The sequence below is a fragment of the Streptomyces echinatus genome, assembly GCF_014203595.1.
Classification (GTDB): domain Bacteria; phylum Actinomycetota; class Actinomycetes; order Streptomycetales; family Streptomycetaceae; genus Streptomyces; species Streptomyces echinatus.
In genome coordinates this window covers 520,703-542,912 of record NZ_JACHJK010000005.1, presented here as the reverse complement: position 1 = coordinate 542,912, position 22,210 = coordinate 520,703, and the positions used below count along the sequence as shown (strand labels likewise).

Here is a 22,210-nt window from a genome sequence, read left to right as displayed (position 1 = left end):
CCTCGTCGGGACAGGGCCCCTTCGCGCCGTCCGGGGCCGGGCCTTCGCGCCGTCCGGATCAGGCCCCTTCGAGGCAGGGCGCCCCTTCGGCGGGCGCCCCGACCGGTCCCCTTACTTCTGCAGTATCGCCAGGTCCTCCTCCGTCTGCGGTACCGCCACCATGCCGTGGTCGTCCGGGAGGGTCTGGACGGTGAAGGCGGGGACGCCGTCCTCGGTGGCGGCGAGGGTGCGGGAGGCGTAGACCGGGCCGCCGGAGACGGGTTCCACCGTGAGGGCGTACGTGCCCTTCAGGCCCGTCGGGACCGGGGCGTCGACGTTCTGGGTGGTGCCGGACCTGACCGTGTAGGTCTTGGTCACCGGGCTTCCGCCCTCGCTGCCCGCCGAGGCGGTGACCTTGACCGTGGCCGTGCCGCCGGGCGCCGTCAGGGCCAGGGTCGTGCCCTTCGCGCTGTTGTCGGCCGAGGTCGCGCGCGCGCCCACGGCGGCGGTGGCCGGGATGAAGGCCGTCTCCTTCTTGTCGCCCTTGCCCCGGACCACCTGGAGGGCCGCGACGACCGGGACCGCCTGGTCGGCGGGGGTGAGGACCAGGGAGCCGGCCTCGCCACGGGTGACGTCGCCGAGGTCGACCGCCGTGGTCATGCCGGACTTGACGTGCAGGGTCTCGCTCCCGGCCGGGGTGATCAGGCCGGCGGGCGAGGCCAGGCGGACCTTCAGGTCGGCGTCGTCGTCGCCGTGGGTGAAGGCGATCAGGCGGACGTCGGTGGCGTCCTTCGGGATACCGGGCAGGACCAGGCTGTCGGAGGGGTCGGCGGCGGCGGCCAGCCAGTCGCCGCCCGCCTTGTCGTCCAGGGCCTGCACGGCCGCGCCGACCCGTCCGCTGCGCACGCTGACGTGCACCGTCAGGTCCTGCTGCCGTTCGTCGGTGAGCGTGGAGAGCAGGATCGGGTCACTCGCGTGCGGGTCGACGGTCAGGTTCTCGCCCAGCGGGGCCTTGATCGCGCCGTTCTTGCCGTACAGCTCGATGTCGACCACGGCGGCGGAGTCGTCGGGGTTGGTCAGGTGGACGTAGTCGGTGCGGCCGGCGGCCGTGGCGGCGCCCGGGAACCAGAACTCGGTGTCGGCGCCGGTGCAGTTGACGCCCTGGAGGCCGCGGCCGGTGCCGGCGGCGACCTCGGTGGTCTGCTGGACGGTCCAGCCGGGCGCGAACCCGCCGTCCGCGGTGCCGATGAGCGCGGGCTCCTCGCCGCCGGAGGTGTCGCCGGTGGCCGGTGTGCCGGGCGCCTTCGGCGTGAGCACCGGCCGACCGGCCTTCTTCCCGCCGGCCTCGCCGCCCTTGCCGCCCTTGCCGTCCTTGCCGTCCTTGTCCTTCTGGCTGCCGGCCCCGTCCGCCGACTGCCCGTCGGCGGCCTGGAGTTGCGCCTTGCCGCCGCTCGCGGCGCCCTTGGTGACGGGCGTGAACGACGTGTACGACGTGTCGGCGATGTCCGACGCGCTCGGCGCCGGACACAGCAGGCTGGTGCGCTCCACCGGCAGTCGTGCGGCCGCCTCGGGAGCGGCTCCGGAGGCGGACGGCGGGTCGAACGCGGCGAACGCGGTGACGGCGGCCAGCGCGGTCGTGCCGGCGATGAGGGACAGGGTGGTGCGGTTCACTGCTGGCTCCCGTCGGGGCGCTGGCTGCCGGTGCCGTGGGGCTGCTGGGCCGGGTCGTAACCCTGCCGGGCGGGGTCGTAGCCCGGCTGGGCCGGGTCGTACCCCTGCTCGGCCGGGTCGTAGCCCTGCTCGGCCGGGTCGTACGCCGGGTCGTAGCCCGGCTGCCGGTAGGCCGACGGGTCGTAGGGCATCTGGTCGGCCGTGCCGCTGTAGGCGTACGGGTCGTACGGGGCCGTCTGGTAGGGGTCGGGCTGCTGGTACGTCTGCTGGTCGTAACCCGTGGCGGTCCCGTACGGGTCGGTGTCGTAACCGGCGTACCCGGCCTGCGGGTAGGCGGACTGGCCGGGGCCCCAGTCCTGGCTCCGCTCGTCCGGCGGGTCCCCCAGGTCGTACGACTGCTGGTGCGGTACGGCGGCCGGGGGCTGGTCCGGGAGCGGGGGTGTGCCGGGCTGCTCCTCGGCGGCCGCTTCCTCGGCCTGGGCGCGCAGGCGGCGGGCGCGGCGGCCCTCGCCGGCGGTGGCCTCGGCGGGCACGGGCTCCGCCTCGGGCAGGTCGTCGTCGACGTCCCGGCGGCGGCCGGGCAGGGCGAGGACGACCAGGACGAGGGCGAGCGCGCCCTGCGCCCAGAGCCAGGCGGTGTGGCCGATCGGGGCGTCGTAGGTGACGTCCAGCCTGCCTCCGGTGGAGGGCAGCTGGAAGCCCTGGGCCCAGCCGTCGACCGTGGTGCGGGTGAGCGGTTTGCCGTCGAGGGTGGCCGTCCAGCCGTCGGCGGCGCTGTCGGCGAGGCGCAGGACGCGGTCACCGGAGCCGGAGGGGATCGTGGTGTGGATCTCCACCGGTCCCGCGGTGACCGGCTGGGCCTTGCCCGAGCCGCCGGCGGGGACGAGGGCCGCGCGGGCGACCTCCTGGTCGACACGCCACAGGGCGTTGCCGTTCTGCTGGCTGAGCCGGGCCAGGCCGGGGGTGGCGTCGAGGACTCGGGCTACCTCGCGGGGGGCGCCCTGGTGGACGAGGACGTACCGCACGGCGAAGCCGCCGAGCTCGTCGGCCTGGTCGGCGCCGGAGCCCGCGACCAGGTTGGCGACGATCTTGTCCAGGCGGGCGTTCCGGCCGTCGGCGGCGGTGAGTTCGGCGTCGCCCATGCGGGCGCCGGCGCCGCGGACCAGGCTGTAGCGCACGCGCGCGGTGGAGTCGCTGTCCAGGACCAGGGTGCGGGCCCGGTCGCCGCCGGTGGAGTCCTCGGCGACGAACGCGGGCACCTGGGCCGGCGTGCGGCGCTCCAGGGGGCCGTCGGCGCCGCGGATCATCCAGCCGGCGGCCACGAGCAGCGGGCCCGCGGCCGCGGCGAAGGCGATCAGGGCCGCGACGGGCTGGCGCCAGCCGAAGCTCTGCTCGGCCACGCGTGCGCGTGCGCCGTCGGCGCCGAGGGCGGCGGCGGCCAGCAGGGCGATGCCGTAGACGAGGGTGGCCGGTCCGGCCCAGGCGGACTTGTTGGACAGGACCGCGAAGACGAGGCCGGCCAGGGCGACGGCCCAGGCGGCGCGGATGCCGAGCTGCCGTTCGGAGCGCAGGAGGGCGGCGAGCGCGGCGAGCACGATGCCGATGAGCATCAGGCCGCTCACGGTGCCGGGGCCGCCGGGGGCGGCACCGAGCAGGTCGGACGCGGAGGCGGCCGAGGGGCCGTACTCCAGGCCGGCCTCCTGGAAGAAGCCGGTCGGGAGCAGGGTCAGCGACCAGGGGGCGAGGACCAGCAGGGGGGTGCCGAGCTGGGCGAGGAAGCGCAGGCCGTGGGCGACGAGGTCGCGGCGGCGCAGTGCGAGCACGCCGAGGCCGAGCAGCAGCGCGATGGGCCAGACGATCGGCGTGAACGCGGTGGTGACGGTCAGCAGCAGGGCGTACGCCCAGGTGGCGCGCCAGCTGCCGCGCGCGCCGGTGCGGTTCGCCAGGCCGGCGGCGGCGATGCCGGCGCGTGCGATGAGCGGCAGCAGCACGGCGAGGACGGCGGTGCCGATGCGGCCGCCGGCCAGGGCGCCGGTGGTGGCGGGCAGGAAGGCGTAGGCGATGGCGGCCCAGGCGCGCAGCAGCCGGGAGGTGACCAGGGGCCGGGAGGCGAAGTAGGCGGTGAGTCCGGCGAGCGGCACCGAGCCGACCAGCAGCACGGTGACGGCGAGTCCGGTGGAGCCGAACAGGAGGGTGGCGAGGGTCGCGACGACGGCCAGGTAGGGCGGTGCGGAGGAGGTGCCGCCGGCGCCGGCCGGGTGCCAGCCGTCCAGGTAGCGCGACCACAGGTCGCCCGCGTCGGCCGGGGCGGGCAGCAGGGCTCCGCCGGCGAGCGCGCCGCCACCGAGCAGGGCACGGCAGGCGGCGAGGGAGATGAGCAGCAGCGCGAGGAAGAGCACCGGGCCGGGCCTGCGGGCGATCCGCTTGAGCCGGGCGAACTGCTCGACCTCCAGGAACTCGGCGTCGTCGCCGCCGGGCCCGGATTCCACGGCGCCGCCGTGCCGGCCGGCCGAGGAGGTCTCGGAGTCGCTGCCGCGGGAGAGGTTGCCCGCGATCTGTTCCACGGTGGCCCGGACGGTGGCGCCGGGCGGCGGGAACAGCTGGCGCAGTTCGCCCTTGTCGATCTGGGCGGGGCCGCGGCGGCGCCGGGCGGCGATGATCCGCTCGGGCCGCAGCAGGGTGCTCAGCAGGCCGCGGATCTCGTCGACGGCCTGGCCGGGGACCTTGCCGACGAGGTAGGCGAGGGTGCGCAGGACGGTGCCGAGGACGAGCCGCAGCAGCACCCAGGGCAGCGCGGCCGTACGGGTGTTGACGAGCAGGGTGTAGACGGCGCCCGCTTTGTCGACCTTGTGCGGGGAGGCGGTGGTGCGGCCGGCGCAGTCGACGGCGCGGCGTTCGCGGGAGGCGGCCTCGGCGTGCCGGACGATCGCGTCGGGGGCGATCAGGACCCGGTGGCCGGCCATGTGGGCGCGCCAGCACAGGTCGACGTCGTCGCGCATGAGGGGCAGCCGGCGGTCGAAGCCGCCGAGCTGTTCGAAGACGTCGCGGCGGATGAGCATGCCGGCGGTGGAGACGGACAGCACCGTGCGGACGTGGTCGTGCTGTCCCTGGTCCTGTTCGCGGCGGTCCAGGCCGGTCCAGCGGCGGCCGGAGTGGGCGATGGAGACGCCGACCTCCAGCAGCTGGCGGCGGTCGTACCAGCCGCGCAGCTTGGGGCCGACGACGGCGACGTCGGCGCGGCCGAGTTCGAGTTCGTTGTCGACGACCCTCAGCAGCTGGGCGAGGGCGTCGGGTTCGGGGGCGCAGTCGTCGTGCAGCAGCCAGAGCCACTGGATGGGCTCGCCGTGCGGCAGGTCGGGCATGTCGTAGGTGTCGTCGCGCCAGGTGCGCGTGGCGGGGTCCCAGCCGCTGGGGCGCTTGAGGTACGGCAGGTCCTCCGGGGTGAGGACGGGCGCGGTGCGGCCGGCCTCCTCCACCGCCTGGCCGAAGCCGGTGCGGCGGGCGAGGTGCAGCACGCTCGCGTCGCCGAGGGCTTCGGTGAGCAGCTGGGCGGAGTGGTCCGCGCTGCCGGTGTCGGCGGCCACCGCGCACTGGACGGGGCGCTCCTGGCCGAGCAGCCCGGCGAGCGCGTCGGGCAGCCAGCGGGCGCCGTCGTGGGAGACGAGGACCGCGGTCACCACGTGACGCGGGAACTCGGGCGGGCGGGACGGGTCAAACACGGCGGTGGCAGCGTCGTGTTGGGCTGCCGCATGGCTGTGCACGGACATCGAGGTACGGGCCCCGGTTCGATGGACTGCGGTGGACGCCTGTGTCTCCTCGTGTCGTGCGTCGGGGGGACAGCGGGGCGTCTCGGACGAGCGCCCACACTATCGGCTGCCCATGACGACGGCCCGCCCCCTGTGGATAACCCACCGGTGACGGGCCGTTCGTGAGGTTTTCGCGGGTACGCGTGCGTGGGTGTTCCGCGGGTGTCACGCGCGCGGGCGGCCGTCTTCAGACGGCGGCCTTCTTCAGACGGCGGCGTTCGCGCTCGGACAGACCGCCCCAGATGCCGAAGCGCTCGTCGTTGGCGAGGGCGTACTCGAGGCACTCGGAGCGGACCTCGCAGGCGAGGCAGACCTTCTTCGCCTCTCTGGTGGAGCCGCCCTTCTCGGGGAAGAAGGACTCGGGGTCGGTCTGGGCGCACAGCGCGCGCTCCTGCCAGCCGAGTTCCTCGTCCGCGTCGTCGACCAGCAGTTGCTGCACCAGCTCGGTCATGTGCGCCCCTCGTCTGTCTTTCGCGTCCCCGTGCGTAGCCGTTACCGATTTCGGCTGAACGACACGAGTGAAATTACAAGTGTGCTGCTCCGGGCGAGTCAAGCCGAGATCTGCTATTGGGCCCGTTATTCACTCTGCGGAACCAAGGCCATGCGGAAAGTGTTCAAATCGCCATAAACCTCTGCACGCAGCCGAACCCGCGAGGGCGGTCGAACCCCCGTACAGATTCTCTGTACGGAGCAAGACGCCTCCGTGTTCGATCGCGTTCCGCCAGGCTTCAGCGCTCGGATGTGCCCCATGTGTCCCGGCACCCCCGAGAACAAACCTTTCACCTGACAGAAGAACCGGATGAGGTGAAACATGTCCCACATACCGGGCGCCGAGTTGACAGTGCGGGTGTGAACCGCTGTCCTAGGGGGCATGCTCGCGAACTTGGCACCCACCTCGACCCGCATCGCCGGGTCCCTCGGTGCCGCCCGCGCGCGCTGTAGCTGTTGTTGCTGTCCCAGCTGTTGAGCCAAGCCCGCTCCGGCTGTTCCCGAGTCCATCCCGGCTCGGTCGCGTCTCCCGCTTGCTGATCCCTCATCCGGGACACCCCGCCCGCCCGTGATCCGGGCGGACCGCACGCGTCACGCCGGCTCCACCTCCCAGCTCCAGCCCCCCACTCTTCGCCGAGGACCACCGCATCCGATGAACAGCGACAACGACCTCCAGATCGCCGGCGACATCCTCGAAGTCCCGCACCTGCTCCAGCCGCCGCGCGAGCACCCGGCCACCGTCGCCGAGTTCGTGGGGCTGGCCCGCTCGATCGCCGCCGACCGCGCCCAGTGGGCCCACCTCGTCCGGTACGACGCCACCACCCGCTGGTACCACCGGCTGCGCACCGGCCCCGGCTACGAGGTGTGGCTGCTGTCCTGGGTGCCCGGCCAGAGCAGCGGGCGGCACGACCACGGGCGCTCCTCCGGCGTGCTCACCGTCCTGGAGGGCACCCTCACCGAGCGCACCGGACGCGGCACGCGCGCGCTGGCGGCGGGAGCGCAGCGGGTGTTCGCGCCGGGGTACGTGCACGAGGTCGTCAACGACGCGCTGGAGCCGGCGGTCAGCCTGCACGTGTACCACCCGGGCCTGTCCGAGATGCCCATGCACACCTCTCCGTACTGCGAGGCGCGTCCGGTGACCGCCTGACGCCCTGTCGGGCCGGCCCGCGAGCCCCGTCCACCCGGTCCCCGGACCCGGCCACCGCCCCGCGCCGAGCGGCCGGCGGCTGACACACTGTCCCCATGCGCATTGTGGTTCTGGCAGGCGGCATCGGTGGTGCCCGTTTCCTGCGTGGTCTGAAGCGGGCCGTGCCGGACGCGGACGTCACGGTCATCGGCAACACCGGCGACGACATCCACCTCTTCGGGCTGAAGGTGTGCCCGGACCTGGACACGGTGATGTACACGCTGGGCGGCGGCATCAACGAGGAGCAAGGCTGGGGGCGGACCGACGAGACCTTCCACCTCAAGGCGGAACTGGCGGCCTACGGGGTCGGCCCGGAGTGGTTCGGGCTCGGTGACCGGGACTTCGCCACGCACATCGTGCGGACGCAGATGCTCGGCGCGGGCTTCCCGCTGAGCGCGGTCACCGAGGCGCTGTGCGACCGCTGGCAGCCGGGCGTGAAGCTGATCCCGATGAGCGACGACCGGATCGAGACGCACGTGGCCGTCGAGATGGACGGCGAGCGCAGGGCGATCCACTTCCAGGAGTACTGGGTGCGGCTGCGCGCCTCCGTTCCGGCCGAGGCGGTCGTCCCGGTCGGCGCCGAGCAGGCCAAGCCGGCCCCGGGCGTGCTGGAGGCCATCGCGCAGGCGGACGTGATCCTCTTCCCGCCGTCCAACCCGGTCGTGTCCATCGGCACGATCCTCGCCGTGCCCGGCATCCGCGAGGCCATCGCCGACGCGGGCGTGCCCGTGATCGGCCTGTCCCCGCTCGTCGGGGACGCGCCCGTGCGCGGGATGGCCGACAAGGTCCTCGCCGCGGTCGGCGTGGAGTCCACGGCCGCGGCGGTCGCCGAGCACTACGGCTCCGGACTGCTGGACGGCTGGCTGGTCGACACCGTGGACGCGGGCACGGTCGAGCGGGTCGAGGCGGACGGCATCCGCTGCCGGGCCGTACCGCTGATGATGACCGACGTGGACGCGGCCGCGCAGATGGCACGGGAGGCGCTGGCGCTGGCCGAGGAGGTGCGGGGGGCGTGAGCACGACGGCGTCCGCCGGGGCGGAGGAGCGGCCGGGGTACCGGGTCTGGGCCCTGCCCGGCATCCCCGAGGTGCGTCCGGGGGACGACATCGCCAAGCTGATCGCGGCGGCCGAGCCGGGCCTGGCCGACGGGGATGTGCTGATCGTCACCTCCAAGATCGTCTCCAAGGCCGAGGGCCGGGTCGTGCGGGCGGCCGACCGGGAGGCCGCGATCGACGCCGAGACGGTCCGGGTCGTGGCCCGGCGCGGCACGCTGCGGATCGTGGAGAACCGGCAGGGCTTGGTGATGGCCGCCGCCGGGGTGGACGCCTCCAACACCCCTTCCGGAACCGTCCTGTTGCTGCCCGAGGACCCGGACGCGTCCGCCCGCGCGATCCGGGCCGGTCTGCGCGACACCCTCGGTGTCGACGTCGGTGTCCTCGTCAGCGACACCTTCGGGCGGCCCTGGCGCGCGGGGCTCACGGACGTGGCGATCGGCGCCGCCGGGGTGCACGTGCTGGACGATCTGCGCGGCGGCACCGACGCGCACGGCAACCCGCTCAGCGCGACCGTCGTCGCCACCGCCGACGAGCTGGCCGCCGCCGGCGACCTGGTCAAGGGCAAGGCGACGGGGCGGCCGGTGGCCGTGGTCCGCGGGCTGCCCCACGTCGTGCGCCCGGCGGACGGCGGCGACGACGGGCGCGACGGCACCGGCGAGGGCGCGCGGGCGCTGGTGCGCGCCGCGGCCGACGACATGTTCCGGCTCGGCACCTCCGAGGCGGTCCGGGAGGCCGTGACCGGGCGCCGGACCGTGCGGGCCTTCACCGACGACCCCGTCGACCCCGGCGCGGTCCGCCGCGCGGTGGCGGCCGCGGTCACCGCACCCGCCCCGCACCACACCACACCGTGGCGGTTCGTGCTGCTGGAGTCGGCGGAGTCGCGGGTACGGCTGCTCGACGCGATGCGCGACGCCTGGATCGCCGACCTGCGCCGGGACGGCAGGAGCGAGGAGTCCATCGCCAAGCGGGTCCGGCGCGGTGACGTCCTGCGCAACGCGCCGTACCTGATCGTGCCCTGCCTCGTCATGGACGGCTCGCACACCTACGGGGACGCCCGGCGGGACGGTGCCGAGCGGGAGATGTTCGTGGTCGCGACGGGCGCCGGCGTGCAGAACCTGCTGGTCGCCCTGGCCGGGGAGCGGCTGGGCTCGGCGTGGGTGTCGTCCACGATGTTCTGCCGGGACGTCGTGCGCGAGGTGCTGGAGCTGCCGGCGGACTGGGACCCGATGGGCGCGGTGGCGGTCGGCCGCCCCGCGGAGGAGCCGAGGCCGCGGCCGGAGCGGGACGCGGGGGCCTTCGTCGAAGTGCGGTGAAACCCCCCGGACACCGCCTAGTCTCGTAGGACAGCCCCGGCACCCCTAGGACCTCACCAGTGGCAGGACGTTTCGCCCCGCGCCCCACCCGCGCGACCGTGCGCGGCGGGCATGTCGGCGTACCCACGGTGGCCTCCGCCGGGATACCGCGGCAGAGCGCCGGACCCGCCATGGTGCGGCGCTGGGTGCCGGACGGGCCGCTGGACCTCGGGCTGACCGTCGGACCGCTCCGGCGCGGGCCCGCCGACCCGACGTTCCGGGCCGCTCCGGACGGATCCGTGTGGCGGGCCTGCCGTACCCCCGCCGGACCGGGCACGCTGCGCGTGCGCGCGTACGGCGGTGAGGTGCTCGGCGAGGCGTGGGGCCCGGGCGCCGCGTGGCTGCTGGACGGGCTGCCCGCACTGCTCGGCGCGGCCGACGACCCGGACGCGTTCGTACCCCGGCACCGGTTGCTGGCACAGACCCGGCACCGGCGGCCGGGGCTCCGGCTGACCCGGACCGGGCTGGTGCTGGAGTCGCTGATCCCGTCGGTGCTGGAGCAGAAGGTCACGACCGTCGAGGCGTACGCGGCGTGGCAGACGCTCGTGCGGAGGTACGGCGAACCGGCGCCGGGGCCCGTGCCCGGGCGGATGTACGTGATGCCGGCGCCCCGGACCTGGGCGCTGATTCCCTCCTGGGACTGGCACCGGGCCGGGGTCGACGACAAGCGGGCGTCGACGATCCTGCGGGCCGTGCGGGTCGCCGCACGGATGGAGGAGGCGGCCGGGATGGAGCCGGAGGCCGCGCGGGCACGGCTGGAGGTCGTACCGGGGATCGGGCCGTGGACGTCGGCCGAGGTGGTGCAGCGCAGTCTCGGCGCGGCGGACGCGGTCACCGTGGGAGACCTCCATCTGCCGGGGATCGTGGGGTGGGCGCTGGCCGGGGACCGGAACGCGGACGACGCCGAGATGCTGCGCCTGCTGGAGCCGTACGCGGGCCAGCGGCACCGGGCCGCTCGGCTGATCCTGCTGAGCGGGCGGGTGCGTCCGCGCCGGGGCCCGCGGATGCCGGTCGGTGACATCGGCGGGCTGTGAGTCCTGGCCGGGCGGCGCGCGCCGTGCGGTGCGGTGTGGTGCGGGCCAGGCCGGAGGTCAGGCCGCACGGGGTGTGTCAGCCGTGAGCGGCGGGTCAGGACGCGCGGTGCGGGACGGGCCGTGAGAGCGGTTCGGTCCGTGGTGAGGTGGTGGTGGCCGTGCCGTGCAGCCGCAGCGCCTGGGCCAGGCACACCACCGCGGCCGTGGTCAGAACGGTGCGCGCGAGGTTGGCGGCCGACCAGGCGCCCTTGAACCGGTCGGCCAGCGACGGGTCCGCGATCTTCGCCGGGTCGCCGAGACGGGCGAGTTCGCCGTTCAGCGGAAGGTTCACCGCGACGGTGAGCACCAGGACGGCCAGGTAGAGCACACCGGCCCCGGCGGCCCACGCGGCCGCCGCCCGGCGCCCCCGCCGGTGTTCGGCGACGGCGGCGCACACCGTGGCCGCCAGGGCGCCGAGGAAGAGGACCGCGAACGGACCACTGTTGTCGATCGCGTCGTTGAAGTTGCGCATCGCCGTGAGATAGGCGGCGTCGTCGAGACGGGAGAGCCCCGGCATGACCGACAGGTCGTAGGCGTAGAACAGGCCGGACAGCAGGCCCATCGCGACGCAGGCCACGGTCAGCAGCACGCCGGCTGCGCCGCCGGGACGGCGCGGTTCCACTGGCATGATCATTTCCTCACTGTCTTCGGGTGTGCGGATGTACGGGCGGGTGGACGGGCTGCCGGTCCAGGACGACCGTCCCGGTCGGCGTCGGCCGGGAGACCGCCGTCGGCTCGCCGCCGTTCGCCCGGTACTCCTGCGGGCTCACGCCCCGTACGCGCTTGAACGCCGAACTGAGCGCGAACGCGCTGCCGTAGCCCACCTCGTGGGCCACCTGGGTCAGGGTCGTGTCCGGCCGGCACAGCAGGTCGGCGGCGAGGGTCAGTCGCCACCCGGCCAGGTAGGCCATCGGCGGCTCCCCCACCACCTCGCTGAAGCGGCGGGCCAGGGCCGCCCGGGAGGCGCCGACCTCGCGGGCCAGCGACTGAACCGTCCAGGGCCTGGCGGGGTCGTCGTGGAGCAGCCGGAGAGCGGGGCCGGCGATCGGGTCGGACTGCGCGCTGTACCAGGCGGGGACGCCGTTCTCCGGCTGCCGGAGCCAGTCCCGCAGCAGGCCCACGAAGAGCAGGTCCAGCAGGCGGTCGAGGACGAGTTCCTGTCCCGGTTCGTCGCGGGCGATCTCTCGGGCCAGCAGGGGGATCAGCGGGTCGTCGGTGTCCGCGGCGGTGCGGACCAGGAGGGCGGGCAGGGCGTCGAGCAGACGGCGGCCGACCGCGCCCGGCGCCTGATAGGTGCCGCTGAGCATCACGGAGGCGTCCGGTGCGTCGGCCTCGCCCCAGGTGCGCACGCCGAGCGCCATCGAGTCGGTGAGATCGGTGCCGTCGACGGTGGTGCAGCGCTGGTCGGGGCCCACGATCACACGCACGGGAGTGCCCTGGTCGTCGGCGAGGGTGTACGGGTCGGGTCCGCGCAGGACGGCGAGGTCGCCCGGCCTCAGCAGGACCGGGGTCGCGCTGTCGGGCATCACCCAGGCGTCCCCGCGGACCATGGTGACGAGGGACACGGGGGCACGGTCCTCGACGCGGAGCGACCAGGGCGGCCGGAACACCGACCTGAGTACGAACGCGCCGCGTGCCTTCGGGCCTTGCAGCAGGCCGGCCAGAACATCCATGGGACGACTGTCGCAGAGGGGGCGGACGCGGAACCGTCAGACGGACCAGACGCCGGTGGCGGCGGTCTTCCTGGCGAACTCGGTGAAATCCAGGGGCGGTCGTCCGAGGGCCTCCCGCACGCCCTGCGTGACACTGGCGTTGCGCCCGTCGAGGATGAGCCGGAAGAGGTCGGCGAACTCGGCCGGCAGTCCGTTCTCCGCGAGCAGCCGGCGGTAGTCGTCCAGGGAGACCGGCGTGTATCTGATCTCGCGTCCGGTGGCCTCGGACAGTTCGGCGGCGACGTCGTGCAGGCTCAGCAGCCGGGGGCCGGAGACCTCGTAGGTCCGGCCGATGTGCCGGTCGTCGGTGAGGGCGGCGGTGACGACGTCCGCGATGTCGTCGGCGTCGACGAACGGTTCCACGGCGTCCGCGGTGGGCAGCGCGAGTTCGCCGGCCAGGACGGGCTCGAGGAAGAAGCTCTCGCTGAAGTTCTGGTCGAACCAATTGGCCCGTACGACGGTCCAGTCCGCCCCCGACGCCTTGAGCAGGTCCTCGCCGCGCACCGCGCCCTCCTCGCCGCGGCCGGAGAGCAGGACCAGTCGGCGCGCGCCCCGGCGTACGGCCAGTTCGGCGAACGCGCCCACCGCCTCGGCGGCTCCGGGGAAGGCCAGGTCGGGGTAGTAGGTGACGTAGACGGCCGCGACCCCGTCGAGCGCGGGCTCCCAGGTACCGGGGTCCTCCCAGCGGAAGGGCGGCTCCCCGGCGCGTGAGCCGACGCGCACCGGCAGGCCGCGGAGGGTGAGCCGCTCCGCGACGCGCCGTCCGGTCTTTCCGGTGCCGCCGATGACGAGTGTCTTCGGGTCCTTGGTGTCCGTGCTGTGTGGTGTCGTCATGTGTTCAGTCAACGGCAGCGGAACGGCGACGGCCATGGCCCCAACGCTCGGACGCATAAGCAGGCGTCTACGGGTGGCGGGCTCCCGGAGCCGGCCGGACCGGGCGCGGCGGCCACGGGAGCGGCCGCGGCACCGCCTACTGGTCGGAGGAGAACCGCACCGCCCCCGCCGGGATGCGGGCGTCGCACCACACCCGTACGCCGTCGCGGAGTTCGTTGTCGGCGCCCACGATCGCGCCGTCGCCGACGACCGTGCCGGTCAGGACGGAGCGTTCGCCGACGCGGGCGTGGCTGCCGATGAGGGAGTCGGTGATGACCGCGCCGGGTTCGATGACGGCGCCCGGCAGGATGGTCGAGCCGAAGACCCTGGCTCCCTGCGCCACGGACGCGCCCTCGCCCACCACCGTGCCGCCGGTGAGCTTGGCGTCCGGCGCCACCCTGGCCGTGGGCAGGACGAGGCGGTCGCCGCAGCGGCCGGGGACGGCCGGGGACGGCGCGCGGCCGAGGACCAGGTCGGCCGAACCGCGCACGAAGGCGGCCGGGGTGCCGAGGTCCAGCCAGTAGGTGGAGTCGACCATGCCCTGCAGATGGGCGCCGGCCGCGAGCAGGCCGGGGAAGGTCTCGCGCTCCACGGAGACCGGGCGGCCCGCCGGGATCGTGTCGATGACCGAGCGGCGGAAGACGTACGCCCCCGCGTTGATCTGGTCGGTGACGATCTCCTCCGGGGTCTGCGGCTTCTCCAGGAAGGCGAGGACGCGGCCGGTCGGGTCGGTGGGGACGAGGCCGTAGGCGCGCGGGTCGGTCACCTTCGTCAGGTGCAGGGAGACGTCGGCGCCCGTCGACTCGTGGGTGTCGACCAGGGCTTCGATGTCCAGACCCGTGAGGATGTCACCGTTGAAGATCAGCACCGGGTCGTCGGGGCCGGAGTGCAGGCGGGCGGCGACGTTGCGGATGGCGCCGCCGGTGCCGAGGGGCTCCTCCTCCGTCACGTACTCCAGGTGCAGGCCGAGCGCGGAGCCGTCGCCGAAGTAGGGCTCGAAGACCTCGGCCAGGTAGCTGGTGGCGAGGACGATGTGCTCGACGCCCGCCGCTCGCGCCCGCGCCAGCTGGTGGGTGAGGAACGGCACGCCGGCGGCCGGGACCATCGGCTTGGGCGTGTGCACCGTGAGCGGTCGCAGCCGGGTGCCTTTGCCGCCGACCAGGAGGATCGCTTCTGTCACCTGTCGTCTCTGCTTCCTGCCGGGACCGGCCGAACTACTCGTGGGCTCTCGTTTCTCGGCCGGTCAGTGTATGCAGACCGTGCGACGACGCCTCCGCCGGCCGCGCGGTGTCCCGCGGGATCGGTGTGCGGTTTCCCCCGGCCGCGCCGGGCCGGTCCCCCGGCCGGCCCACCCTGTCCCCCGGGCCGCCCGCCCGTCGCCCCGACGGCGGTGGACACGGGCCCGGCCTCAACGTCCCTGGTAGTGCGAGGCGCTGGAGCGGGCCGTGCCGAGCTTGGCGTAGAGCCGCTTGCCGGGGCATTCGGTGGCGAACCCGTCCCGATGGCCTGAGATCACGTTCAGTCGTACGTTCTTCCCCTTGGGGTAGAGGTTGCCACCGGCCGACGTGAGATATGTCTTTCCGCTCGGATCCACCCCGTAGAGTCCGAGCTTCCACGCGGTGAGCCGGGCGACGGCCGTCACGGCGGCGCCGGCCGGCTTGTTCGTGCCGTAGGTGCCGATCACGGCGATGCCCATGCTGTCGGTGTTGAACCCGGCGGTGTGCGCCCCGAGCACCGCCTTGGCCACGCCACCGGCCCGGCCCTCGTAGAGGTTTCCGCACTTGTCGACGAGGAAGTTGTAGCCGACGTCCCGCCAGCCCATGCTCTGGACGTGGTAGCGGTAGATACCGCGGATGACGGAGGGGGCCTGGGCGCAGGTGTACTTGTTGCCCGTGGCCGTGTGGTGCACGAAGGCCGCCTTGATCTTCTTCGTGTAGACGAACCCGCGTCCGCGCAGTGATTCGTCGGCTCCCCAGCCCCGGCGCGTGACGATCCGGGGGCGCGGCCCGATGTGCGGCTTCTCCCGCGCGGGGCCCTGGAGCCGCGTCATCTCGTCCTCGGTGGCCGCCTGGTCCAGCTCCGGGATCGCGGTGGCGCCGAAGGCGGTGATGTCGGAGTTGGCGCCCGAGGCGGCGATCGCGGCCTCCGTGTCCAGCTCGGTGCGGGGCGGGTCGTCGAGGGGCAGGTCCACGGGCAGCGCCTCCCCCGCGTCCGCCGGCTCTCCGGTGTCCTTCCCGGGGTCGACGAGTTCCAGCCGCAGCCCCGAGGGCAGCGGGGGCCGGGGGACTCCGGCACGCATGCCCGCGCCGCCCGCGCCGTCGCCGTCGTCCGCGCCGTCTCCCTTCTCTCCGCCGCCTCCGCCCTCTCCCTTCCCTTCGACGGCGCCGCCGTCCGCGCCGCCCTCGACGTCCGCCGTGCCGGCGCCGTCCGCGCGCACCCGTACGTCCACGCCGTCCGAGTCGCCGACCCACAGGGGTGCCGTCGCCCCACGCACCCGCCGGGCGGAACGTTCCGCCGTGTCCGGGTCGGCGCCGTGGTCGGCGTTGTCGGCCTCGACGTCCTGCCAGTCGGACCACTCCCCCGTCACGGCGGACCGGGTGCGCACCCGCACCCGGCCGCGCAGCTCGCTGCCGGGGTCGTCCCAGACGACGCCGACCAGGGCGAACCGGTCGAGGCCGGTGCGGTACAGCCCCTGCGCCCGCGCCGCGCCGAGGCCGCGCCGGCCGGAGAGCGGGACGAGGGGCAGTGATCGCGTGCTGCCCGGGATCACTGCCCCGGCCGACCGTTGCACGGTGGCGGACCGCTCCGTCCACCCGGTCGCGGCCGTCGCGCCGGTCGCGGCGGACGCGGGCGGGGCCGGTGCGAGCGCGAGGACCGTGGCACAGGCGGCACCGATCGAGCAGGCGGCGAGCGGGGAGACGCCAGGGGCGGAAGTAAGGAATCCAGGCATACGCATGATCTTGGACATAATCACTCATATCTGTCCATAGGCGAACTGACGGACCGTCGGAGACCGTTCCGCCGAACCGGTGGCCCCACGGCCCCGTGCGCGCGCCCGCCCGCGCGTACTCTGTGCCGGGTGAACGCCACCGATCGCACCCCTGCCGACCTGCTGACTTCCGCGCTCGCCGCGGACCCCGGACGCCCGCTGGTGACCTTCTACGACGACGCCACGGGCGAACGCGTCGAACTGTCCGTGGCCACCTTCGCCAATTGGGTGGCCAAGACCGCCAACCTCCTCCAGGGCGACCTGTCCGCCGGGCCCGGCGACCGCGTCGCGCTGCTGCTGCCCGCGCACTGGCAGACGGCGGTGTGGCTGCTGGCCTGTTCGTCGGTGGGCGCGGTCGCGGACGTCGGCGGCGACCCGGCGGCGGCCGACGTCGTCGTGAGCGGTCCGGACTCGCTCGACGCGGCGCGCGCGTGCGCCGGTGAGCGTGTGGCGCTGGCGCTGCGGCCCCTCGGCGGGCGCTTCCCGCAGACTCCGCCCGGCTTCGCCGACTACGCCGTGGAAGTGCCGGGACAGGGCGACCGGTTCGCCCCGTTCGCCCCCGTGGACCCGGAGGAGCCGGCGCTCATCGTCGCCGGGCGGGAGTTCAGCGGGGCGGAGGTCGTCGAGCGGGCCTCGTCGGAGGCGGGCGAACTGGGGCTCACGGGGCCCGGTTCGAGGCTGCTGTCCGGGCTGCCGTACGACACGTGGGAGGGGCTCAGCGCGGGACTGTTCGCGCCGTTGGCCGTCGGCGGGTCCGTGGTGCTGTGCCGCCATCCGGAGCAGGCGGACGAGGAGGCCCTGGCCAAGCGGATCGAGAGCGAGCGGGTGACCGCGGTGCGACGGTAGGCCGCCCCGCGGGCGCGGGTCCGCCCCGGTTCCCCGCGCCCGCACGGCCGGGCCGCGCCCCGGCGCGGCCCCGCGCACCCCGCCCTGCCTCCGCCCCTGCCACCGTCCCCCGGATGGAGTAACAAAGGGCGCTGCGGGACCTCCTCCCCCGCCATCGTCGTAAGTGCAGGACGCGACGCTCGTACGCCATGAGGGGATGGCTCCACCGTGACCGACACCGCAGGCAAGCCCGTCGGTCACGGCTCCCGGACGGGAGCCTCCGCCACAGGGGACGGGCTGATACGACGCCGGCGGCGGCGCTGGCTGCGGAACTCCGCGCTGGGGGCGGCCGCGGTCCTGGTCGTGACGGGCGGCGCCGGCTGGGCCGTCTACGCCAAGCTCAGCGCCAACATCACCGCCGACGAGGCCGCCGCCGCCGAGCTCGCCCGGTACGAGCGGGAACGGCCCACCGCACTGGTGCGGGGCGCGCTGAACATCCTGCTGATCGGGTCCGACACCCGGGCCGGGGACGGCAACCGCCAGTACGGCAAGGACGTCGTCGGCCAGCGGTCGGACACCACGATCCTGCTGCACCTGGCCGCCGACCGGGAGAGCGCCACCGCCGTCTCGATCCCCCGGGACCTGATGGTGGACGTCCCCTCCTGCCGGCAGGAGGACGGCAGGCGCAGCGACCCGGTGTTCGCGATGTTCAACCACGCCTTCCAGGTCGGGGGTTCGGCGTGCACGATCCGGACCGTCGAGAAGCTCACGGACATCCGGATCGACCACCACATGGTCGTCGACTTCAGCGGGTTCAAGGAGATGGTGGACGCCGTCGACGGCGTCGAGGTGTGCCTGAAGGAACCCGTGGACGACAAGGCGGCGAAGCTGCGGCTGCCGGCGGGCAGGGTCACGCTGGACGGGGAGCAGGCGCTCGGCTACGTGCGGGCCCGCAAGTCGCTCGGGAACGGCAGCGACACCGAACGGATGGGACGGCAGCAGCGGTTCCTCGGCGCGCTCGTCAACAAGGTGCAGAGCAGCGACGTGCTGCTGAACCCGGTGAAGCTGTATCCGCTGCTGGACGCGGCGACCTCCGCCCTGACCACCGACCCGGAACTGGCCAGTCTGCGTGGCTTGTACCAGTTGGTGCGCGGGCTGCGCGACATCCCCACGGAACGCGTGCGGTTCCTGACGGTCCCGAGGGAGTCGTACGTCTACAACGCCAACCGTGATCAACTCGTGGAGCCGGAGGCCGAGAAGCTGTTCGCCCGGCTCCGGGCCGACCAGCCGGTGGCCGTGGCCCCGGAGACTTCACAGAAAGTTCCCGGGGAGGACACAGGTGCGGGCGGCCAGGACGGCCCTTCGCCCGCCCCGACGTTCCCCGGGTACACCGCCTCCGAACACACCTGTGAGTAAGGCGCGCACCAAGTCGGCGAACTTCCGTTCAGAAAATGAGGGGGATTGCCCGGTTGTAGGCAGAGGGAATTTGTCACCGGCGTCGCTCGACGCTGAACTGGGCGGATAGTGTGAGCGATCCGGTGCTCCTGACCACGAGGTCCGTCCTGGGGTCGTGCACCGATTCACCGAGACCCGAGCGCCTTGGAGGGGGAAGGCGCCGCGTGGCCCCGACGGAGGATTCGGACAACCGTGGACGCGCAAGGCCGTGGGCGGGCGGACAACATCGATCCCGCAGACCAGTGGGTGCTCAATCCGAACACCGGCGAATACGAACTGCGACTGAGCCCTTCCGCAGCGCAACCGCCGGTACCGGGACCGCGCAGACCGTCCCCCGGGGACGGGGGCGGTGCGGCGGGCGGCCGTGCGCGGCAGAAGTCCGGGGAGACCCGGCAGCCGGCCGGTGAGAACCAGCAGACACCCCGGGCGCGCGGCGCCGACGTGCCGCCGCCGCGCTCGGCCCGGCGCCGGGGCGCCGAGCCGGAGGCACCGCAGGGACGGCGTGCGTCCCGGCGGCCGGTGAAGAAGAAGTCGCGGACGAAGAAGGTGCTGCTGTGGACCGGCGGGTCCATGGCCTTCGTGCTGGTCGCCGTGACGGCCGCCGGCTACCTCTACATAAAGCACCTGAACGACAACATCACGTCCGTGTCCGACGACGGCGCCGGCACCGGCGGCTTCCGCAAGGACGAGGCGATCAACATCCTGCTGATCGGCACGGACAAGCGCACCGGCAAGGGCAACGAGGGCTACGGCGACGCGGGCAGCGTCGGTCACGCCGACACCACGATCCTGCTGCACGTCTCCAAGGACCGGTCCAACGCCACCGCCCTGAGCATCCCGCGCGACATGATCGTGGACGTCCCGGACTGCCCGACCCAGCAGGAGGACGGCAGCGAGAAGGTCATCGCGGGCACGCAGGGCGTCCGCTTCAACACGAGCCTCGGGCAGGACGGCCGGACGCCGAGCTGCACCATGCGCACGGTGACCGAGCTGACCGGGATCAAGCCGGACGACTTCATGGTCGCCGACTTCAACGCGGTCAAGACGCTGACCGAGGCGGTCGACGGCGTCGACGTCTGCCTGGCCAAGGACATCGACGACCCCGACTCGCATCTGAAGCTGTCCAAGGGCACCCACAAGATCTCCGGTGAGCAGGCGCTGGCGTTCGTACGCACCCGGCACTCCGTCGGCTTCGGCGGCGACCTGAGCCGCATCGGGCTCCAGCAGCAGTTCCTGGGCGCGCTGATGCGCAAGCTGAAGGGCAACGCCACCCTCACCAGCCCGACGAAGATGCTGAAGCTGGCGGAGGCCGGCACCAAGGCGCTGACCGTCGACGACAAGCTGGACAGCATCGGCAAGCTGAAGGACCTGGGACTGGAGCTGGGCAAGCTCAACCCGAAGAACCTGGCCTTCACGACGGTGCCGGTCAAGGACAACCCGGCGGACGGCGTCGTACACAAGACGGTGATCGTCGACCCGGCCCTGGCCCCGCAGGTCTTCGAGGCCATCCAGAACGACGTCTCCTTCACCGACGTGAAGAAGCAGCAGAAGGCGAAGAAGGACGCCCAGGCGGCCCGGCTCAAGGGCACCAAGGCGCCCGCCTCCGAGGTGCGGGTGCGCATCCTCAACGGCGGGGCCGAGACGGGAAGCGCCCAGGCGGTGCTCAGCTGGCTGCAGAACAACCAGGGCGTGAGCAAGTCGGAGAACGACGGCAACGCCCCGGCCGAGCTGACCAGGACCACGCTGGAGTACGCGCCCGACCAGGCGGCCCAGGCCCGCCGGCTGGCCGCGATCATGGGGTTGTCCGGGGCCGCGATGAAGCCGGGCAAGAGCGTCACCAACGCCCAGGGGCTGCCGGCGATGACGCTGACCCTGGGCAAGGACTTCAAGGGAGCCGGGGTGTCCCTCACACCGCCGACCAAGGCGCCGAGCGTCGAGAAGTCGACGGCCGACAAGGTTAAGTGCGCATCGTAGGTAACCCAAGGGGCCCGTCGTGCGTCTAACCGGACGCGGGGCGGGCCCGTTGCTTGGCGCGAGGGTGGGGAGGGCAGGGGGTTTGGCGCAGAGCGAGGTGCGCGGGGAGGCTCCGGCGGTCGAGGACACGATGTCGCTCAAGCCGAAGGCCTCGGACATGCCGGCGCGTTCCGGACGGCACGGAGGCGGGCGGCCGCCGGGCCGCGCGCAGACCGACCGGAGACGGCGCAGACGGCGCGTGCTGCGCTGGTCGGCGATCGTGCTGGCGGTGGTGATACTCGGCACCGCGGGCGCCGGGTATGCCTACTACCAGCATCTCAACGGCAACATCCGCAAGGGCGCGCGGGCCAACGGCGACGACTCCAAGGCGCACCGCACCGCGCCGAACGCGGACGGCGAGACCCCGCTGAACATCCTGCTGATCGGCTCCGACAGCCGGAACTCCGCGGAGAACCTGAAGCTCGGCGGCAACAGGAGCCATGCCGGCGATCCGCCGCTCGCGGACGTGCAGATGCTCATCCACCTCTCCGCGGACCGCGAGAGCGCCTCCATGGTCAGCATCCCGCGCGACACCCGGGTGGACATCCCCGAGTGCACGGACCCCGAGACCGGCAAGGTCTACCCGCCGACGAACGACATCATCAACGTCACCCTGGCCCGCGGCGGCGCCGGCTGCACGCTGCTCACCTGGGAGAACCTCACCGGGGTCTACATCGACCACTGGATGACGATCGACTTCGCGGGCGTGGTGCGGATGGCGGACGCCATCGGGGGTGTCGACGTCTGTGTGAAGCAGAACGTCTGGGACCACCCGACCCCGCAGGTGTCCGGCGGGTCCGGACTGAAGATGAGGGCCGGCACGCACAAGGTGAAGGGCAAGCAGGCCCTGCAGTGGCTGCGCACCCGGCACGCCTGGGGCGACGACCTGATGCGGGCCCGCGCCCAGCACATGTACCTGAACTCGATGATCCGTACGCTGAAGAAGCAGAACGTGTTCACCGACACCGGCCGGCTGATGGACCTGGCCGAGGCGGCCACCAAGTCGCTGAAGGTGTCGGAGGAGATCGGCACCGTCAAGAAGCTCTACGACCTGGGCATGCAGCTGAAGTCCGTGCCGTCGGACCGCATCACCTCGGTGACCATGCCCAACGTGAAGGACCCGGACAACGAGAACCACGTCCTGCCGGACGAGGCCAACGCCCACAAGATGTGGCAGATGCTGCAGGACGACGTGGCGTTCGACAAGAACGGCGGGAAGTCGGAGTCGGGGAAGGCCGCGAGCAAGGACAAGCCGGCCAAGACGCCCTCGCTCGACGCGGCCCGGCTCGGAGTGCTGGTGCAGAACGCCACCCGGACCTCCACCGAGGCCGCGGTGCAGCAGCGGGCGTCGGCGATCGGCCAGGTGCTCGTGCAGAAGGGCTACGCCCGGGCGCAGGCCGACACCTCGGGGAGCCTGGCCGAGGACAAGACGGTCGTGCGCTACCCGAGCGCGGACCTGGAGGGCGACGCCCAGGCCGTGGCCAAGGCGCTGGGGATCCCGATGAGTGCGGTGCAGAAGTCCACCGGCGTCTCCGGGGTCACGGTCGTCGTCGGCGCGGACTGGCGCGAGGGCACGTCGTACCCGAAGCAGTCCAAGCCGAAGGCCGGCGACCTGCCCGCCAACTCCGACGCCGTCAACGGCTCGGACACGACGAAGTGCATGGACGTGTACAGCGTCTACCAGTGGTAGCCCGCTGAACGGCGACGAGGGGCCCCTCCCGGTGGGAGGGGC

16 protein-coding genes are annotated in these 22,210 nt (G+C 73.4%); 8 read left to right on the top strand and 8 right to left on the bottom strand.

All coding sequences use genetic code 11. From position 1 onward, the window contains the following. Nucleotides 1-111: 111 nt before the first annotated feature. The 3 genes from FHS34_RS17715 to FHS34_RS17705 form a co-directional block, all read right to left on the bottom strand. On the bottom strand, nucleotides 112-1,650 hold the full coding sequence (locus tag FHS34_RS17715) for a DUF5719 family protein (protein WP_184966293.1): 1,539 nt from the start codon (nucleotides 1,648-1,650) through the stop codon (nucleotides 112-114). Further along, nucleotides 1,647-5,417, bottom strand: a complete 3,771-nt coding sequence (locus FHS34_RS17710) for a glycosyltransferase family 2 protein (protein WP_184966291.1) — start codon at nucleotides 5,415-5,417, stop codon at nucleotides 1,647-1,649. Before FHS34_RS17710 ends, FHS34_RS17715 begins: the two co-directional genes overlap by 4 nt. Nucleotides 5,418-5,643: 226 nt before the next feature. Next, nucleotides 5,644-5,907 carry a WhiB family transcriptional regulator gene (locus FHS34_RS17705; protein ID WP_003975777.1) on the bottom strand — a complete coding sequence of 88 codons (264 nt, stop codon included), beginning with the start codon at nucleotides 5,905-5,907 and terminating at the stop codon, nucleotides 5,644-5,646. A 690-nt stretch (nucleotides 5,908-6,597) separates the two neighbouring features. On the opposite strand from FHS34_RS17705, the gene FHS34_RS17700 reads away from it, so the two are divergent. The 4 genes from FHS34_RS17700 (at nucleotide 6,598) to FHS34_RS17685 (ending at nucleotide 10,572) form a co-directional block, all read left to right on the top strand. Beyond that, the gene (locus FHS34_RS17700) at nucleotides 6,598-7,092 is read left to right on the top strand and encodes a cysteine dioxygenase (protein ID WP_184966289.1); all 495 of its coding nucleotides are present in this window, start codon (nucleotides 6,598-6,600) and stop codon (nucleotides 7,090-7,092) included. Between the two features lie 95 nt (nucleotides 7,093-7,187). Continuing rightward, a complete protein-coding gene (gene cofD / locus FHS34_RS17695) occupies nucleotides 7,188-8,147 on the top strand; it encodes a 2-phospho-L-lactate transferase (protein ID WP_184966287.1) in 960 nt (319 codons plus the stop codon). After that, nucleotides 8,144-9,499 carry a coenzyme F420-0:L-glutamate ligase gene (locus FHS34_RS17690; RefSeq protein WP_184966285.1) on the top strand — a complete coding sequence of 452 codons (1,356 nt, stop codon included), beginning with the start codon at nucleotides 8,144-8,146 and terminating at the stop codon, nucleotides 9,497-9,499. The genes cofD and FHS34_RS17690 overlap by 4 nt, the downstream gene beginning before the upstream one ends. A gap of 59 nt (nucleotides 9,500-9,558) precedes the next feature. Next, nucleotides 9,559-10,572 (top strand): DNA-3-methyladenine glycosylase family protein, encoded by a 1,014-nt coding sequence (locus tag FHS34_RS17685; protein WP_184966283.1) that lies wholly within the window; start codon nucleotides 9,559-9,561, stop codon nucleotides 10,570-10,572. A gap of 94 nt (nucleotides 10,573-10,666) precedes the next feature. On the opposite strand, the gene FHS34_RS17680 is transcribed toward FHS34_RS17685, so the two are convergent. The 5 genes from FHS34_RS17680 to FHS34_RS17660 form a co-directional block, all read right to left on the bottom strand. Continuing rightward, on the bottom strand, nucleotides 10,667-11,239 hold the full coding sequence (locus FHS34_RS17680) for an anthrone oxygenase family protein (protein WP_225817494.1): 573 nt from the start codon (nucleotides 11,237-11,239) through the stop codon (nucleotides 10,667-10,669). A gap of 10 nt (nucleotides 11,240-11,249) precedes the next feature. Then, the gene (locus tag FHS34_RS17675) at nucleotides 11,250-12,284 is read right to left on the bottom strand and encodes an AraC family transcriptional regulator (protein ID WP_184966279.1); all 1,035 of its coding nucleotides are present in this window, start codon (nucleotides 12,282-12,284) and stop codon (nucleotides 11,250-11,252) included. A 36-nt stretch (nucleotides 12,285-12,320) separates the two neighbouring features. Next, entirely contained in the window at nucleotides 12,321-13,157 is an 837-nt protein-coding gene (locus tag FHS34_RS17670) for an NmrA family NAD(P)-binding protein (RefSeq protein ID WP_184966277.1), read from the bottom strand. A gap of 136 nt (nucleotides 13,158-13,293) precedes the next feature. Then, nucleotides 13,294-14,376, bottom strand: coding sequence for a mannose-1-phosphate guanylyltransferase (gene manB / locus FHS34_RS17665; RefSeq protein WP_184966275.1), 1,083 nt, complete (start codon nucleotides 14,374-14,376; stop codon nucleotides 13,294-13,296). A 228-nt stretch (nucleotides 14,377-14,604) separates the two neighbouring features. Then, nucleotides 14,605-16,146: a peptidoglycan recognition protein family protein gene (locus tag FHS34_RS17660; RefSeq protein ID WP_372478576.1), complete on the bottom strand. Its 1,542-nt coding sequence runs from the start codon at nucleotides 16,144-16,146 to the stop codon at nucleotides 14,605-14,607. A gap of 129 nt (nucleotides 16,147-16,275) precedes the next feature. Between FHS34_RS17660 and FHS34_RS17655 the strand changes: the two genes are divergently transcribed. From FHS34_RS17655 to FHS34_RS17640, 4 genes are all read left to right on the top strand, one after another. Beyond that, nucleotides 16,276-17,031, top strand: a complete 756-nt coding sequence (locus tag FHS34_RS17655; RefSeq protein ID WP_184966271.1) for a TIGR03089 family protein — start codon at nucleotides 16,276-16,278, stop codon at nucleotides 17,029-17,031. Between the two features lie 207 nt (nucleotides 17,032-17,238). Beyond that, a complete protein-coding gene (locus FHS34_RS17650; protein ID WP_184966269.1) occupies nucleotides 17,239-18,426 on the top strand; it encodes an LCP family protein in 1,188 nt (395 codons plus the stop codon). A 231-nt stretch (nucleotides 18,427-18,657) separates the two neighbouring features. Next, a complete protein-coding gene (locus FHS34_RS17645) occupies nucleotides 18,658-20,439 on the top strand; it encodes an LCP family protein (RefSeq protein ID WP_184966267.1) in 1,782 nt (593 codons plus the stop codon). A gap of 82 nt (nucleotides 20,440-20,521) precedes the next feature. Next, a complete protein-coding gene (locus FHS34_RS17640; RefSeq protein ID WP_225817493.1) occupies nucleotides 20,522-22,168 on the top strand; it encodes an LCP family protein in 1,647 nt (548 codons plus the stop codon). Nucleotides 22,169-22,210 lie beyond the last annotated feature (42 nt).